Raw genomic sequence first — 13,710 nt, forward strand, 5'->3', positions numbered from 1 at the left:
GAGGGGCTCAGCCGTCGGTGATCACCATGTCTGGCGATTATACCAGGTGTCGACGTCAGTCTTCACCTTGTCCTTCTCGATGCCGTAGCGCTCCTGGATCTTGCCTTCGAGCTGATCGCGCTTGCCGGCAATGACGTCGAGATCGTCATCGGTCAGCTTGCCCCACTGCTCCTTGACCTTGCCCTTGAGCTGCTTCCAGTTTCCTTCGACGCGATTCCAGTCCATCGGGACCTCCATCAGTTTCGAGTTGCGGATAAAGGCGAACGGCGCGTTAGCGCTTCCAGCGGCCTTCGTACTTGAACTCCGGCGCGGCCTTCAGGGCATCCTTGGTCGTGTCCATGGTCGCGGACCACTTCTTGTCGTTCTCGGAGTAGACGACCTTCACCGCTGACGGCGCGACGATGACGTAGCGCTCGCCGATACCAAGGAAGCCGCCCACCGACATGATGAGCCCGGACAGGCTGCCATTGGAAACGACGAGATCCTTGATCTCACCGACGGTATCCTTGGCGTTATTCTGAACGTTCAGGCCAATGAGATTGCTGCTGAGAACGTCCGTCGGCTGCGCCTTGATATAGACTTCACGCGCAGTTGTCGTCGCGGTCTGAGCATAAGCGGCGCTACCTACGAAGATCGTCGAGGTAACAGCGAGGGCGACGAGCATTTTACGCATATTAGAATTCTCCAGACATATTTCCCAGCCGCCTCCACAACCGAGCCCGGACGCCAATGTTCCTGATGAAAACATCGATCAACAAAAAACCCGCCAGCGCTGGCGCTGGCGGGTGAGTTCGATCTGTCGGGGTGAGACAGGAGAATGATCACCAAACAAGAGTGAGCCGCTTATGGTTCCGGCCAGGGTGACGTTTAGGAAAGGATCATCGCGCCCGGAAGCACTCCAGTGCCGGAGACCCGCCACCGCTGCGACGCATCTACAGAGCGACGCTAGATCTCGTTATCGGTCGCGCGGTCCTTCAAAGCGTCATTGGTTAGCGTGGTTTCCCCTCGAATGGAGCCGTCATCCGCCTTGCGCAACGTGATTTCATTCTCTTTGAGAGTGATCGCGCGGGCGCCAATCCCGAAAAATCCTCCGACTTCTACAGTGACCTGTAGGGATCGACCAGCTCCCTGAATCTGCAGCACCGTCCCGATTTTCTTCCCCGCCGGATCAAAGACGGGCGCGCCATACAGCTTGTCTGCAGAAGGATTGCGCCCGCCCATTGATTGCGGTTTGATATGTCGATGTTCGTCACGAACACGGTTGAGCTCATTCGTAATGGGATTATGGGAGCTTTGGCGGAGCGCTGGCCGCTCAACCACGTTCGCGGCGCCGATCTGCCGTTCGCCAATCACATGCTCGCGGTCATCACTCCCCTTGACGCGATATTGTGGATCACCGTCGGGCCGTGTGGGAAGCAGCGCAGTGACCTCGTAGAGCCCGCTCGCGTCTTGGTCGTGGAAGCCAAACGCTAAGCCGACGCGTTCGCCCAGCTTGAATCGATGCGGCATGTCTCGCCCCTGAATGTCCCCGGAGCCGCCGGCAAGGTTATCAGGTCGAAGAGGTGCCGACCTTAGCTTATGATAAGTCTCGGGTTCATTGACACGGCGACCTTGTAGCGATGCCTCCCGGCCGGGTCAGGAGCGCTTATCGATATCTCGCGTACGATCGGGCAAGGCATCGATTGCTTCTTCGGCTCCCTGGTCCTTACGAAGGACGCCCTCTCGTAACACCTTGGTCGCTGCATCGGCCTTTTGCTTGGGGTCGGTGGGGATGGCTTCGGTTTCGCCCGTAGCGTGAAGGCCAATGTCGTTAGGCTTCTTCCCGTCATTTCGGGCAGTGGCAGCGAAGGTTGCGAGAGCTTCCGGTTGATCTTTAGCCATGGCTGCGTCCTCCTGTCTGGCTCGGAACGGCGAAAGCCAGCGGTTGTTCCGTCGCAGCTGGCGCGCCTTCCCTCGTCAGCAAATCCCTGTCGCCAAAGCTGTTCAATCAGGCTCTCAACTCCTGGCGCATGCAAAAATATGCAAATGAGGAACTGCCCGCATCTCAAGCAGTTAGCTCCGGATCAGAGTGAGGTCCGCCATGCCATTCGAACAGGTTCTAGTCCCCATGCCCGTGCAGAGCACGACCTTCAGCATCGGATCGATTGAGGAGTACGAGAAAGCGACCAAGCGGGCGAGCGAGCTGGCCGAATATCCGGAGGGTTCTGCCCAAGCGGATGAGTTGGCATCCCTCGTCCAAGCGATCATGCAGTGGGACAAATCCCACGATGACGCTACCGCCTGGAACTAACCCAAACGGACATCCCATGCCTACCTATCGCTTCATCACCGATAACGGCAGCTCGCACTACGTCGACCTCGATCTACCCAACGATAAGTCGGCCAGAGCCGAAGGTCGGAGGGCCTTTTCCGAAGCCGCTCATGATGCGCTAACGGATGGCGAGCGAGGCGAGATGACCTTCCAGGTGCAACATGCCAAGCGCATTATCTATCGGGGCCATATCGCCTTCCAAAGCGCCGATATCGATCCTCCCACGAACGATAGTCGGCTAGAAGATTAACGGCAGCTTGACAGGCAGTCTTCCTATCAAATGACATAGACATCGTCTTGTTTGAAGCGCCTCATATGAGCGCAGTTGTCTCCATGCCGCTTATGGAAATGACCGCTGGCGGCGCATGTTGATGCCGCCCAGGCGGAGACCTGTGATGCATACCGGTAAGGGCCATTTGATCCTGCGCGACGGGCGCAGCCTTCCTCTGACGTTTCAGTTTGGCAGCAGCTTCGACAAAACTCGAGCGGGCTATCTGCTGTGTGACACCTCGCAACTTGATCCCGCTTTGCTCCACGATCGGCTTCGCATCGAGTGCGATGATGGGACGGGTATTGTTGTGGCGGTGATGCATTCCAGCGTCCGCTATCTGGCGGTTACCGGGCGCGTGGAGATGCCTGCTGCGGCCTAGGCGCAAGTGGCTGCCGACTTGGGCCAATTCCCGGCGAGGAAAGCGGCTTCGAGAGACCGTTGTATCACTCACGGGTTGATCGTCCTCCGCTTGGGCGGAAAGGCATTGACCTTAGGCGACGCACCGCTGCTAAAATGGCTGTCTAGTTCGTTCTGTAGCTCGGTTTTGCCATGCAGAGTTCCTGGATCTTCTCGCCCCACACTCGAGCCGTCTGGCTGAGAACGCTTGTCGTGATCGTGTTGGGGGCGGCGATGATCTCGCCGGCACTACTTTTGCGCTGACGGCCACATGCCCGACGGGGGGTTCGCATCTAAAGCTCAATCACGCATCGAGGATCAAACCAGGGGTTCTCGCGATCTCCGTGCAAGTTGGGATAGCCGGCCTGGTTCGCGAAGATTCTGGTCTTGCCGACACGATAATCGTGGGAGCCGTGATCGTGGCCATGAATCCAGAGATCAGGTTCGAACTCTTCGATGACGCCGCTCAAATCTGAGACGAAAGCAGGAGTTAGCGAGCTAGCTTCATGACGCGGTTGAACTGAATTTCGATGCGGTGCGTGATGCGTAACCACAACCGTCGGCCCGTCGAATTGCTCCGCCAGCTCCTTCCGAATGAATGCCAGATCGAGGCGATGCTCCGCGGCCGCATGCCAGGGCATGAACCTGCTGAAGTGGCCACTCTCCTCTTGATACCGGATCAACCGATGGTCGTTGAGCGTCTCGCCCGCAAAAACCATTGAGGGCTTTGGCGTTCCATGCAGGCGGTAATCCGTCCAGAGGACGCAGCCGATAAATCTGACCCCGTCTATCACAACCGAATTGCGCGACAGGAAATCGATACCCGCGGCCGATGCAGCTGCCCTGCCCTCTGCCAGACTTCGCTTCAATTCGAAGCCGTAGAATTCGTGGTTTCCCGCAACGTAAATAGATCTGGCGCCTCGGAGCGCTCCCGATCGTTGAGCGGCCATCCATGCGACCGCCGACGAAATCGGCTTCCCCATGTCGCCTGCAAAAACGGCCACATCAAAGTCCGGCATCGGCAAGGGAAATTCAAACGGGCCAAATTCCAAATGCACGTCAGAGACGACAAGCAGGCGCATTTTGCCTCCACTTCATCGAAGGATGGAAATTCGGATTGGGAGGGAACAGTCAGGCGGTTTTGGCCGCGATTATCCGATCGAACAGAGCCGCTATCGGGTGCGGGGCATAGAACGAAGCGCCACACGCGAATGACCGCTCAAACTCGGCGATCGGCATTGAGAACGAACCAATCGCGCTCGGCCCGACGACATCCGCTGACATCGAGTCACCGGCGAATAATACTTGTCGAGGCTCCAGGCCGAGCCGGTTGCACACGAGATGGTAGATTTCGGGTTGTGGCTTCATCAGACGCGTTTGGAAAGAAAGAACCGAGACATCCGGCTGTCCGGGCAACTGCTCAAGCAGGGGCGCCTCGTAGGGTTCAGCGAGGTTGGAGCATACTGCAATTGGAAGGCCTGCCCGCTGGACCGCCTGCCACAAAAGATCCATGCCGGGCCGAAGTCGCACGGACTTCAACTCCGCGCTCAAGTCGGCCTCAAGCTCGGCCAAACGTTCTTCGGAAACTGGCGAGGACAATTGCTGCGACAATTCCCCGAGGCCAATAGGATATCTGATCGCGCGCTGGAGCAGCGCATTGGACGGCTCGTTTGCGACCAACGCCCGAAATGGCCGTCGCTTGTCCGTGATGTCGACCAACGTGCCATACCCGTCAAAGGCGATGGCTTCGATGGGAGCCATGGCAAATCGCGCATCCAAGAAGTCGTGATCTAGATCCGGGCGATGCTCGAACCCCGACGCGATGTACGGGTCGGCATTGGCGGCGATAGCTGCCAAATATCGGCGAACATCCATTTGATCTTCGAAATTTCCGCTCATGAGCTGAAGCGGAGTGCGTCCGTTGAATGGTTCGAATTGTTGTGGAGCTGTCAGCCACTCTCGCTCTTCCTGGGCCCCTGATACAACCGCTAGGAATTGCCGGAGTTCGGCGAAGACGCCCAACAGCGCCGATAGGCGCATCAGCGTGCTCGTCTCGAGGACCAGGTGCTTTTGCCCCATGGCCGTCGCGGCCCAGCCGCGCAGTGTGGGGATGTCGGCGGCCAGCAGATTAGCTTGCTCGCGCTCAGTCAACTGCCAACGACGCGCGATATTGACGAATGTCCGCATGCAGGGCGCGCTCAAGCGCGCCCGCTCCTCGAAGCTTCGCTCTTCCATCACGGAAATCCCTCGGTTCGGATAAGGAATCGCAGAGAGGCAATCGGACGTAACGAGGCTGCGGACCAGCGTAGCCTCTCGCACTGGTCCGCTAAGTCAGATTTTCGATGCGGCCGTGCCGCGGCGAATTTACAAGGAAAAGCCATCCGCTGCCCTCGACCGGAAGCTGGGCATTTGTCATGCTCAGCAAACGACGGAACTCGACACCAACCGTGCCCTATCTCTCAATTGCGCTCGCTGTGATCAGCGAGCCGAGCAGCCATGGTTGTGGGAGTTCCGTAGGATTTTTGGGCAAAGAGCGCGGAACGGATGGATTCTCCGTCGAAGACACAGTCTCGAAAGAAAACGCCGCTGACCTCCCCCAAGCCGTTCGGCGACGCACGTTATTATACAAGTTCCATAAAATTGTTCCACCTAAATGATACCGGCCCTGCACTCCTCACCGGAAACGCATTCGTCCCCATGCCTGCCGGGGCCCCAATCAAGGGCTTCGTGTGTAAGGCCGCAAGGATGCTCCTCGATCAAAATCAAGATGACCTTGCGGCTGCGGCTCCAGTTTCTCGCAAAACACTCTTTGACTTCGAAACAGGAGACATTGAGCCAAAAATCGCCATAAATAATCGCATTCGGAAGGCGTTGGAGGACTGGGGAGCGAGTTTCGTTGTGGGAGAAGGCGTTGTTGGCGTGGCGGTGTACTCACGGCCAGCAGCCTAGAGGCGCGAGCCACAAGCGGCATCAGCACTCCTGTTAACCATAATCGCAAGCCATCAATGCAATTTATTTTACATTTTGTATAATTTATCCACGTTGAGCTCACGACTTCCCCGGCAGATCGAAGGGGCTCAGTAACCGAGCTCGTAGGCCTCCCACCACCTTCCCGGCTTCACTCGAAACGCGAGGACTTGAATGATCCACGTCGTGCGGCCTGTCCTATCCCGTTCCCAGACCCTTAAATCCGCTCCGGTGAAATCGCCGGGCGCCCGGGACCCCCTTTGGCGTCACCGGCTATCGGACGGGGACGTTCTGTGCGATCCGATGCTTCTCGACCCCCTCTTTGACGAGATGGGCTGCGAAACGTCGATCCTCCTTAAGATCGTAAATCAACCCTAGAACCAACAAGCAGCCTCATCGCGGCGCCCTTGTCGCGGTAGGCAGCTGCACCACGAGCGCGCTTCCGCACCGAAAGCCGCTCCATCTCGGCTCGGCATCGCCGAGCTCGCGTAGCCCCCGACCAGCCGCGAACCGCGCTTTCGGTCTCGCGATATTTCAGAACGGAGGCGCAGCGTACGGCGATGGTTCCAGGCCTCACGCAGCCGACAATGTTGTCGCAACCCCTGCGTAGAACGCAGACTACCCATGCAATAACGCCCGCAATCTAAACGAAATGCACCGGAATAAATTAACCCAAAATTAACCCGGAATAAGTCACGCGCGCCTTTGTTAATGTAAAAATGAGCGACAATCGTAGAAGGACAAGTGGGCTATAAAGATCACTTGCCCGGATAGTTAAAAAAATCCTCCGATAGATTACGCTTTACATCCCCCCTCCCCGATCGACTAGAACATTCCTACTTCGAACTGCCGAGGCTCAGTTCGAGGGGGTGATGAACTCACTTGTAGCTGAGTCTCGTTCCCCGCCACTGGCGGGAGGCCAGCGCCCTCGTCTGTCGGGGCCGGTGCTCACAGCGAAAAACACTCACTCATATTGTTGAGGAGATGCCTTTGGGCACGACTTGTCGTGGCTCGTAGGCTTCTCCGACGCGAAAAGGATCGCTTATGCATCGCAGTAGATAACCGCCAGGCTTGAATCTGAGCCCGGCTATCGCTCCCGACACCTGCAAATCGCACGGAGGAAGCAATGGATAAGCTCGCCTCGCTGGTAATCCGGCTCAGTCAGATCAGCATCGAGTTTGGCGAGGAGGTTGGCTCACGGGCCATCTATGCAGCATCTGTGGCCGCTGCACACGTCGTACTGGAAGAGGCCGAGGCGGAAGCCAGAGCAGCAAGTGCTCAGACGGCCACGATAATCACTTTTCCGGTGATCGTGTGCGGCCCACCCGACCAAGACAAGGAACCGCGTATGTAGAGAACCAATCAGAACGAAAGCAAAAGGGGCATCCTGACGGCAATCAGGACGCCCCCTTCAGCGGCTAGCTCCACTAGGCCTCAGAAACCCCGGAGCAAACCTAAACCAAATCCGGCGCCTGCCGAACTCAGTTTCTCGCTTATACACGAGCCTGCTCACAAACGCAAGCAGTGTTCGCGAGATATTGGGAACGCGGTAGTATGCCTATCGCACAGAATCCAAGATGATTTCATTTACGAAACTGCCGAAATACCCAATTCCTCCGTCTGCTTACTCAAAGCATATCTTTGAACAAACCGACGCGGTCCAGCCCAGGACGCCAAGCGCGGAAGCTCAACCACCGATCAGTCTCCACCAAAATCGCGAACTTAAGCGGGATTCGCTCGACAGAGTATGGATTCCCCCCAGAGCCTCTGTCGCGAGCAGACGCCCAGCCAAAAAGTCACGTGCATCGTTCCGAGGATCGCTCGTAAACCCTCGCACAAATCGCGAGATTGTTTTCGAGAGCATTCCAGAGCGCGATCTGGCCTATATTGCGCTGACCACGCCATCCGTGGCGGACCTGCGCGAACAAGTCGGCCCGGTCGAATACGTCGACGAAAACGGCGAGATCCACCAGCACACCATCGACTACGTCGCAGACATGAAGTCGGGCACAAGCGCAGCCTTGTTCGTGAAGCCCGCAGAGAGGGTTGAACCCAGCGGTATTCGGAAGACGGTCGACTTCATTCGGAGTCAGCATCCGAGCATCGCAAATCAGTTCTGCATCCGGACCGAGGAACACATCACTCGTGATCGGTCGGCGAACGCTCGTTTGCTGCACCGAGCCTTGCGGTCTCGGGACAGCGACGACATCGCGGTGGTTCTCGGATTTGCGAACACACTTCGCGGCTCGATGACGATCTGTGACGTGCTCTCAGTCACCCGCAACGACGGCTTCGGCTTCATGGCTCTCCTCTGCCTCATCGCCGATGGCGTGCTTGAGCATGTCGGCCCCGGTCGCATCTCCCGAAATGGCTTCGTGCGCCTTTGCCGCACCATCGAAACCAATTTCTGAAAGCAATTCACATGACCAACGCTTTGAACCCCACCCACCTCGTGCACTCGAACGGCCGGGCTCCGCAGTGGAACCTTTCCCACCAGGACAAGATCACCATCGACGGGGTCGATTATTCACCCGCAACTTACGATTGGATCGGTCACGTCCTGCGGCGTGTCGACAACCCTAATCTGCATGAATCCTTTACCCACGAGGAATTTCACGCTTTGCGGCAGGCTGGCCGCCTGAGCATCGACCCTGGCTTCTACAAGAAGACAAAGGCGAAGCTGCGCCTCCCGAACGGAGCGTCGCGGCTCACCGATCTCAGCCCCAAGACGCAGATAAAGGTGCTTTGGCGCAAAACGATCTGCGATCGCATCCTGAAACTGGAGGCTGAGGGTAAGGTTAGCCGCTCGGACAAATCCCTAAAGGCAGCAGTCAACCAGATTGTCGCGGAACTCCTCACGAGGGAGTTCGCCAACGGCCGTTGCGGCTCCGCCGACGTCTTCGTTAAGCGACCGCCCAGCCCTCGGGCGCTGCGTCGTTGGCTCCGCAAATACGAGGCATGCCACTACGACGCGATGGCGTTCGTCGACGGCTGGAATCGATGCGGCGATCGCAAGAGCGTGCGCTTCGGAGCCGAAGAGCGCGCCCTCATGGCCAAATATGCGGACATGTACATGAGCACTCGAAAGCCGAAAAAGTCCGACCTGCTCCATGACCTGCACGCAGAAATCGATCGGCAGAACGAGGATGAGCGCGGGAAGCAAGGACTTCGTTTCCTGAATAAGCCGAGCCGAAAGGCTTTCGAGCGTGTCATCAACGCTCTGGATCCGTTCGCAGTCGAAGCCGGCCGAACTTCTCCTGAGGCTGCCCGGAAGAAGTTCTTCATAGTGCGCGGTGGACTGGAGGTCACCAGGCCATTGGAGCGGCTCGAAATCGACGAAACCCTCATTCCGTTGCAAGCCATTCTGATCGATGCAGGTATCTGGGAAACCCTGACGCCCAAGCTGAAGGACGAGGTCCGCCGTGGGCGCTATTGGCTTTCTGCTGCGATCGATGCGGCCTCGCGCTGTTATACGGCAGCTTTGCTCGTGGAGAAGCTTACTGCATCAACGGCCGTGGCCACACTCGAGATGGCAGTCAACGATAAGTCGGGCTACGCCGCGGCAGCCGGGTGCCTGACGCCATGGGACATGTACGGTTCGCCCGAAAGCGTCGTTCAGGACTCCGGCTCGCAGTTTCTCAGTCATGAGTATTGTTCAGCCGTCACCGATCTCGGCGCCGAGCTGCTCTTCCCCCCTGCAGGCTTGCCCCAGCTGAGAGGACGGAAGGAGCGCGGCTTCCGCACTTTGAATGGCCTCTTCTCCCGATTGGACGGACAGACGTTCGGGAATGTGGTTGCGAAGGGCGACTATAACGCCGAGGCCCGGGCGACACTGGACATCGCCGAAATCGGGCGGATGATCGTTCGGTGGATCGTGGACGTCTATCACAATCGGCCTCATTCCGGGCTCGGTGGCGAAACCCCGCGGAACGCCTGGCTACGGCTCTCGCGGGATTTCCCGGTCCTCCCGAACCCCGATCCCGACAAAAATCGCCATATCTTTGGCATTACGCTCGAGCGGCGCATCGGCAATGAAGGCATCCGTGTCCTGGGATTGCGCTATCAAAACCTGCAGCTTCAGCGGCTGCGTGCTGATTTCCACCAGAAGCCGGTACTCGTTCGCGTCAATCCAGCCGATCTCGGCAAGGTCTCCGTTCGCACCCAGGAGGGGTGGTGCGAGGTGCCTTGCATGAAGTCTGGCTTCGATGGCGTTTCAGTGACGCGCTGGCTGGAAGCCGAGAGCCTCCTGCGACGGAGGAATGCGAGCATGACCGCCTTGGCTCTGCCGGTGGTGCAGCAGGCCGTTCGGGACATCCAGGAGACTGCAGATCAGGCTGCGCGTCGAGCGGGCATCGCATCTCCAATTCTTGGTTCGGCCGAGATTGCCAAGTTCGAGAAGGCGCGATTCCGCGACTTCGAAATCGCATCGGACACCGGTGACGCGCCTGCCATTTTCGAACCGATGGACGAGCTCGAGCCGCCAACGGCAGCCGAGGACATTGCAAGCTCGCCGGACGTTCTCCCCGACGGCGACTTCTTCATGGAGGATTGATCATGGACGAGGCCACGATCACCACCGCTCTCCATGAAGATCCCGTCAGCCGTATGCGCCGCCTCCAATCGGGGCGGCGCACACACAGTGGGGAGGTCATGGCCGGCATCTCGTCGGCCTATTTCGGCACTGCGCGGGACCGCGTGGTGGATGCTGAGGTCGACCAACTTATCGATAGCTTCCTCCTGGCCGAGAGCGCCTCTGCGGTTGGCTCAGCCCGCTGCGTGGGCCGCCTAAAGGAAGGGCGTGCCCTTGCCATCATCGGGGGGGCGGGCACCGGCAAGTCCCGGACCCTCGATCGGCATTTTCTAAAGCGTGAGGAGTTCGCCGGCTACGGTGACCCCAACTCCGATTGTCCGTTGATCTCGCTCACAGTTCCATCGCCCTGTACGCCCAGGCTGCTCGGGATGAGCATACTGAACCGCATCCCCTACACGATCAGCCGGGAGCTGAAGGAGAACGTCGTCTGGGAGCTGGTTCACCACCAGCTGCAGCTCCGCGGAATCCGCTTTCTGCACCTCGACGAACTCCAGCACGTCCAGCAGTCGCGGAATGTCGTTGAAATAAAGAAGGTGCAAGACTCGCTCAAGAGCTTGATGCAAAGCCCGCGGTGGCCGGTCTGGTTGATCCTTTCTGGCCTTCCATCGATCACATCGATGCTTTCTGGCGACGAAGATGCTGGCGAACACGGTGATCAGCAGGTTTGGCGGCGAACGCGCTTTGTTGTGTTCGAAGATTTGAATCTCGCGAAGGATACTCCGCTAGTCCGACACTTGCTCCGGACGTTCGCTGGCGAGAAGGCCGCACTTTCCATAGACGCCCTCGAGAGCGACGAGTTCATAGCTCGTCTACTCCATGCTTCCATTTATCGACTCGGTATTGCGATAGAGTTTGTGCAGGACGCGATCTGGAACGCGCTTTTGCAAGAGTCGCAATCGCTCGGGATGGAGCATTTCGCAGCAGCATTCGCTGCCCGGACCGGCTGTCTGCCCGCCGACAACGTGTTCAACGCCGCGCTCACCGACTGGCATCTGATCGATCCCCGAAAAGTGCTCCAGCGCAAAGTCCAAGGCGCTAGCCAGAACGCAAGCGAGCTCCCGGCAAAATTCAAATCCCCCCGCGATACGAGAAACAAGTGACTCAGCTTCCGCTTCGAATGACCGTCGCCCAGGGCGTCGGTGAAACCCCAACGAGCTTTTGCTCCCGCAACGCAATGTTGGTCGGCCGCACTGCCCGTGATTTCTGCAAGGACGCGGGCTTCGAGTTCCAGGGCGTTGTGGATGGAGACGACATAGCGCTGCAGCGGCTCGCCCGTCGTTGCAGGGCGGATGAGGCCACCCTCAAGGCAAATGCCACCGTAAACAAGGGGCGACTTCGTTACTCCGTCCGGGGCCAGGCGCTCACAAGGGAGGTGCTAAGCAGGAAGAAGGTACGGATTTGCCCGCATTGCGTCTCGAGCGACATTGAGGTCGGGCACGGACCACTGTCCTGCCGGCCCTACGGTAGGCTGCAGTGGATCGTGGAGCCACTCCGGACATGCCCTTTGCACGGCGTAGGACTGGTCACGGTTTCCGATCAAAGACGGCCGGCGCGCTTTCATGACTTTGCCGAGCTGGTACAGCCCGCGCTCAACGAGCTCGCACGTCTCTCGAACCAAGCGCCCCGTCGAGTGCCATCGCAGCTCGAAGATTACCTGTCGGATCGCTTGAGCGGCAAACAACACCCAACATGGGGCTTGCTCGGCGCCCTGCCCTTTTACGCCGCCGCGACGACCTGCGAACAGCTGGGCGCCGTAGCTATCCACGGCATCAATGTGCAGGTCGATTCTTTCAACGATGATGATTGGTATGAGGCGGGCGCCGCAGGGTTTGAGATCGCAGAGGCGGGTGAGATCGGGGTTCGGGACCTACTGATCCGAATTCAAGCGAACACCATCGCGAAAAAAGGTGGCGACTGGGGCCTCAGCTCTATGTTCGGAAGACTCCATAAGTGGCTGGGGGAACAGCTCGGTGATCCCGCATATCTTCCAGTCCAGGAGATATTCCGGCAGCACGTCGTCGAGACCTTCCCATTCGGTCCAGGCGATATGATCCTTGGCCGAGAAGTGGCAGCGAGACGCCTTCACTCGGTTCGGTCGGCATCGAAAGAGTATGGAGCCCATCGCAAGCGGCTGCGTAAGCTGCTTCACGCTGCCGGACACATTTCAGCCGAGCAGCTGGCGCTGACCGATGACCGAATCCTCTTCGAAGCGGATGTTGCGCACGACCTTCTCTGCCTCATTTCGGAAGAGATGCCTCTGAAGCAGGCAGGACAGTACCTTAACATTCCTCGCCATACCGAGCGGGCCCTTTTCGAAGCGGGGCATCTCCGCCCATTCATCGCCGGTGGCCTCGATCGCTCTTTCAACCACGCTTTTGCCAAGCGAGATCTCGACCTATTCCTTCAAAGCCTGACGAAGGACGCAATCAAAATCGAGCCAAACGAAACTGGGTATGAGCACATCACCGCCGCCGCCACTCGAGTGGGATGCACCGCTGTTCAGATAGTCGAACTCATTCTGAGCCGCAAAGCGAAGCGGGTGCGGTTTCGGCCGGAGGTTTCCAGATTCTCATCCATCATGGTTGACCCAGACGAGATTCTTTCCCTGCTCGACAAAACGATCAAGGGCGTCCTTTCGCTGAAGCAGGTCGAGAGAAAACTGAAAACCGACTTTGCGGTTGTTCAGAACCTGATCAACCTGGGCGTGATCCCCGTCAGTACGGTGATAAATCCCAAAACACGCTGGAGGCAACGCGTCGTTTCCGAGGAGGACATGGATCGCTTTGCCAATCGTTTCGCTTCACTTCATATGCTCGCCACCGAGCACGGCATCTACTTCCGGAAAATTGGAGACAAATTGCGGGAGAAGGGAATTCGGCCCGCTTTTGATCCCGCGAAGGTGCGAGCGAGTTTTTACGAGAGGATCACTGTCGAGAACTGCATCGCCGAACTCGTTAAATAGCCAACCCGACGATCAATTTGCAGTCGCCAAGCCTCCGGTTTCCGGAGGCTTTTTTCATACCCATTGTTTGCCTCAGCAACCGCCTCGATATTCTGAGCAGGAAACTGAGGACGCACTTCGGGTTACAAGCGCAGGTTGATGCGGCATCTTTCGATAAATTACCTATATATATCATCACCTTACAAGAGTGCCCTGCGGCATCCATTGGGTAC

14 protein-coding genes are annotated in these 13,710 nt (G+C 58.0%); 8 read left to right on the forward strand and 6 right to left on the reverse strand.

Features of this window, described 5'->3' with window-relative positions; translation table 11 throughout:
- Window positions 1–21: 21 nt before the first annotated feature.
- From ACWIEX_RS11950 to ACWIEX_RS11965, 4 genes are all read right to left on the reverse strand, one after another.
- A complete protein-coding gene (locus tag ACWIEX_RS11950; RefSeq protein ID WP_061966307.1) occupies window positions 22–225 on the reverse strand; it encodes a CsbD family protein in 204 nt (67 codons plus the stop codon).
- A 46-nt stretch (window positions 226–271) separates the two neighbouring features.
- Window positions 272–673: a PRC-barrel domain-containing protein gene (locus tag ACWIEX_RS11955; RefSeq protein ID WP_454033213.1), complete on the reverse strand. Its 402-nt coding sequence runs from the start codon at window positions 671–673 to the stop codon at window positions 272–274.
- A 272-nt stretch (window positions 674–945) separates the two neighbouring features.
- Window positions 946–1,509: a PRC-barrel domain-containing protein gene (locus ACWIEX_RS11960; protein ID WP_454033214.1), complete on the reverse strand. Its 564-nt coding sequence runs from the start codon at window positions 1,507–1,509 to the stop codon at window positions 946–948.
- A gap of 126 nt (window positions 1,510–1,635) precedes the next feature.
- Window positions 1,636–1,881, reverse strand: a complete 246-nt coding sequence (locus tag ACWIEX_RS11965) for a hypothetical protein (protein ID WP_454033215.1) — start codon at window positions 1,879–1,881, stop codon at window positions 1,636–1,638.
- Between the two features lie 199 nt (window positions 1,882–2,080).
- On the opposite strand from ACWIEX_RS11965, the gene ACWIEX_RS11970 reads away from it, so the two are divergent.
- The 3 genes from ACWIEX_RS11970 to ACWIEX_RS11980 all read left to right on the forward strand — a co-directional run bounded on the left by ACWIEX_RS11970 (window position 2,081) and on the right by ACWIEX_RS11980 (window position 2,961).
- Window positions 2,081–2,290 (forward strand): hypothetical protein, encoded by a 210-nt coding sequence (locus tag ACWIEX_RS11970; RefSeq protein ID WP_454033216.1) that lies wholly within the window; start codon window positions 2,081–2,083, stop codon window positions 2,288–2,290.
- 16 nt (window positions 2,291–2,306) lie between these two features.
- Window positions 2,307–2,561 (forward strand): DUF6894 family protein, encoded by a 255-nt coding sequence (locus ACWIEX_RS11975; protein ID WP_454033217.1) that lies wholly within the window; start codon window positions 2,307–2,309, stop codon window positions 2,559–2,561.
- A 145-nt stretch (window positions 2,562–2,706) separates the two neighbouring features.
- Window positions 2,707–2,961 carry a hypothetical protein gene (locus tag ACWIEX_RS11980; protein ID WP_454033218.1) on the forward strand — a complete coding sequence of 85 codons (255 nt, stop codon included), beginning with the start codon at window positions 2,707–2,709 and terminating at the stop codon, window positions 2,959–2,961.
- A gap of 310 nt (window positions 2,962–3,271) precedes the next feature.
- Here the strand turns inward: ACWIEX_RS11980 and ACWIEX_RS11985 are convergent, their stop codons facing one another.
- Together ACWIEX_RS11985 and ACWIEX_RS11990 are read right to left on the reverse strand one after the other, a co-directional pair.
- A complete protein-coding gene (locus tag ACWIEX_RS11985) occupies window positions 3,272–4,060 on the reverse strand; it encodes a metallophosphoesterase (protein WP_454033219.1) in 789 nt (262 codons plus the stop codon).
- 49 nt (window positions 4,061–4,109) lie between these two features.
- Window positions 4,110–5,213 (reverse strand): HAD-IA family hydrolase, encoded by a 1,104-nt coding sequence (locus tag ACWIEX_RS11990; protein WP_454033220.1) that lies wholly within the window; start codon window positions 5,211–5,213, stop codon window positions 4,110–4,112.
- A gap of 1,858 nt (window positions 5,214–7,071) precedes the next feature.
- Here ACWIEX_RS11990 and ACWIEX_RS11995 point away from each other — a divergent pair.
- The 5 genes from ACWIEX_RS11995 (at window position 7,072) to ACWIEX_RS12015 (ending at window position 13,498) form a co-directional block, all read left to right on the forward strand.
- A complete protein-coding gene (locus ACWIEX_RS11995; RefSeq protein ID WP_454033221.1) occupies window positions 7,072–7,299 on the forward strand; it encodes a hypothetical protein in 228 nt (75 codons plus the stop codon).
- 223 nt (window positions 7,300–7,522) lie between these two features.
- Entirely contained in the window at window positions 7,523–8,356 is an 834-nt protein-coding gene (locus tag ACWIEX_RS12000) for a PDDEXK family nuclease (RefSeq protein WP_454033222.1), read from the forward strand.
- Window positions 8,357–8,367: 11 nt separating this feature from the next.
- Entirely contained in the window at window positions 8,368–10,497 is a 2,130-nt protein-coding gene (locus tag ACWIEX_RS12005) for a Mu transposase C-terminal domain-containing protein (RefSeq protein WP_454033223.1), read from the forward strand.
- Window positions 10,498–10,499: 2 nt separating this feature from the next.
- Complete coding sequence (locus ACWIEX_RS12010) at window positions 10,500–11,636, forward strand: ATP-binding protein (protein WP_454033224.1); 1,137 nt, start codon at window positions 10,500–10,502, stop codon at window positions 11,634–11,636.
- Window positions 11,633–13,498: a TniQ family protein gene (locus ACWIEX_RS12015; protein ID WP_454033225.1), complete on the forward strand. Its 1,866-nt coding sequence runs from the start codon at window positions 11,633–11,635 to the stop codon at window positions 13,496–13,498. The genes ACWIEX_RS12010 and ACWIEX_RS12015 overlap by 4 nt, the downstream gene beginning before the upstream one ends.
- Window positions 13,499–13,710: the final 212 nt, after the last annotated feature.

Source organism: Allobosea sp. NPDC055353 (assembly GCF_053644975.1).

What these genes read in the sequence shown, in the direction of transcription:
- ACWIEX_RS11950 (WP_061966307.1), bottom strand. Translation starts at nt 225, where the DNA reads ATGGACTGGAATCGCGTCGAAGGAAACTGGAAGCAGCTCAAGGGCAAG.
- ACWIEX_RS11955 (WP_454033213.1), bottom strand. Translation starts at nt 673, where the DNA reads ATGCGTAAAATGCTCGTCGCCCTCGCTGTTACCTCGACGATCTTCGTA.
- ACWIEX_RS11960 (WP_454033214.1), bottom strand. Translation starts at nt 1,509, where the DNA reads ATGCCGCATCGATTCAAGCTGGGCGAACGCGTCGGCTTAGCGTTTGGC.
- ACWIEX_RS11965 (WP_454033215.1), bottom strand. Translation starts at nt 1,881, where the DNA reads ATGGCTAAAGATCAACCGGAAGCTCTCGCAACCTTCGCTGCCACTGCC.
- ACWIEX_RS11970 (WP_454033216.1), top strand. Translation starts at nt 2,081, where the DNA reads ATGCCATTCGAACAGGTTCTAGTCCCCATGCCCGTGCAGAGCACGACC.
- ACWIEX_RS11975 (WP_454033217.1), top strand. Translation starts at nt 2,307, where the DNA reads ATGCCTACCTATCGCTTCATCACCGATAACGGCAGCTCGCACTACGTC.
- ACWIEX_RS11980 (WP_454033218.1), top strand. Translation starts at nt 2,707, where the DNA reads ATGCATACCGGTAAGGGCCATTTGATCCTGCGCGACGGGCGCAGCCTT.
- ACWIEX_RS11985 (WP_454033219.1), bottom strand. Translation starts at nt 4,060, where the DNA reads ATGCGCCTGCTTGTCGTCTCTGACGTGCATTTGGAATTTGGCCCGTTT.
- ACWIEX_RS11990 (WP_454033220.1), bottom strand. Translation starts at nt 5,213, where the DNA reads ATGGAAGAGCGAAGCTTCGAGGAGCGGGCGCGCTTGAGCGCGCCCTGC.
- ACWIEX_RS11995 (WP_454033221.1), top strand. Translation starts at nt 7,072, where the DNA reads ATGGATAAGCTCGCCTCGCTGGTAATCCGGCTCAGTCAGATCAGCATC.
- ACWIEX_RS12000 (WP_454033222.1), top strand. Translation starts at nt 7,523, where the DNA reads ATGATTTCATTTACGAAACTGCCGAAATACCCAATTCCTCCGTCTGCT.
- ACWIEX_RS12005 (WP_454033223.1), top strand. Translation starts at nt 8,368, where the DNA reads ATGACCAACGCTTTGAACCCCACCCACCTCGTGCACTCGAACGGCCGG.
- ACWIEX_RS12010 (WP_454033224.1), top strand. Translation starts at nt 10,500, where the DNA reads ATGGACGAGGCCACGATCACCACCGCTCTCCATGAAGATCCCGTCAGC.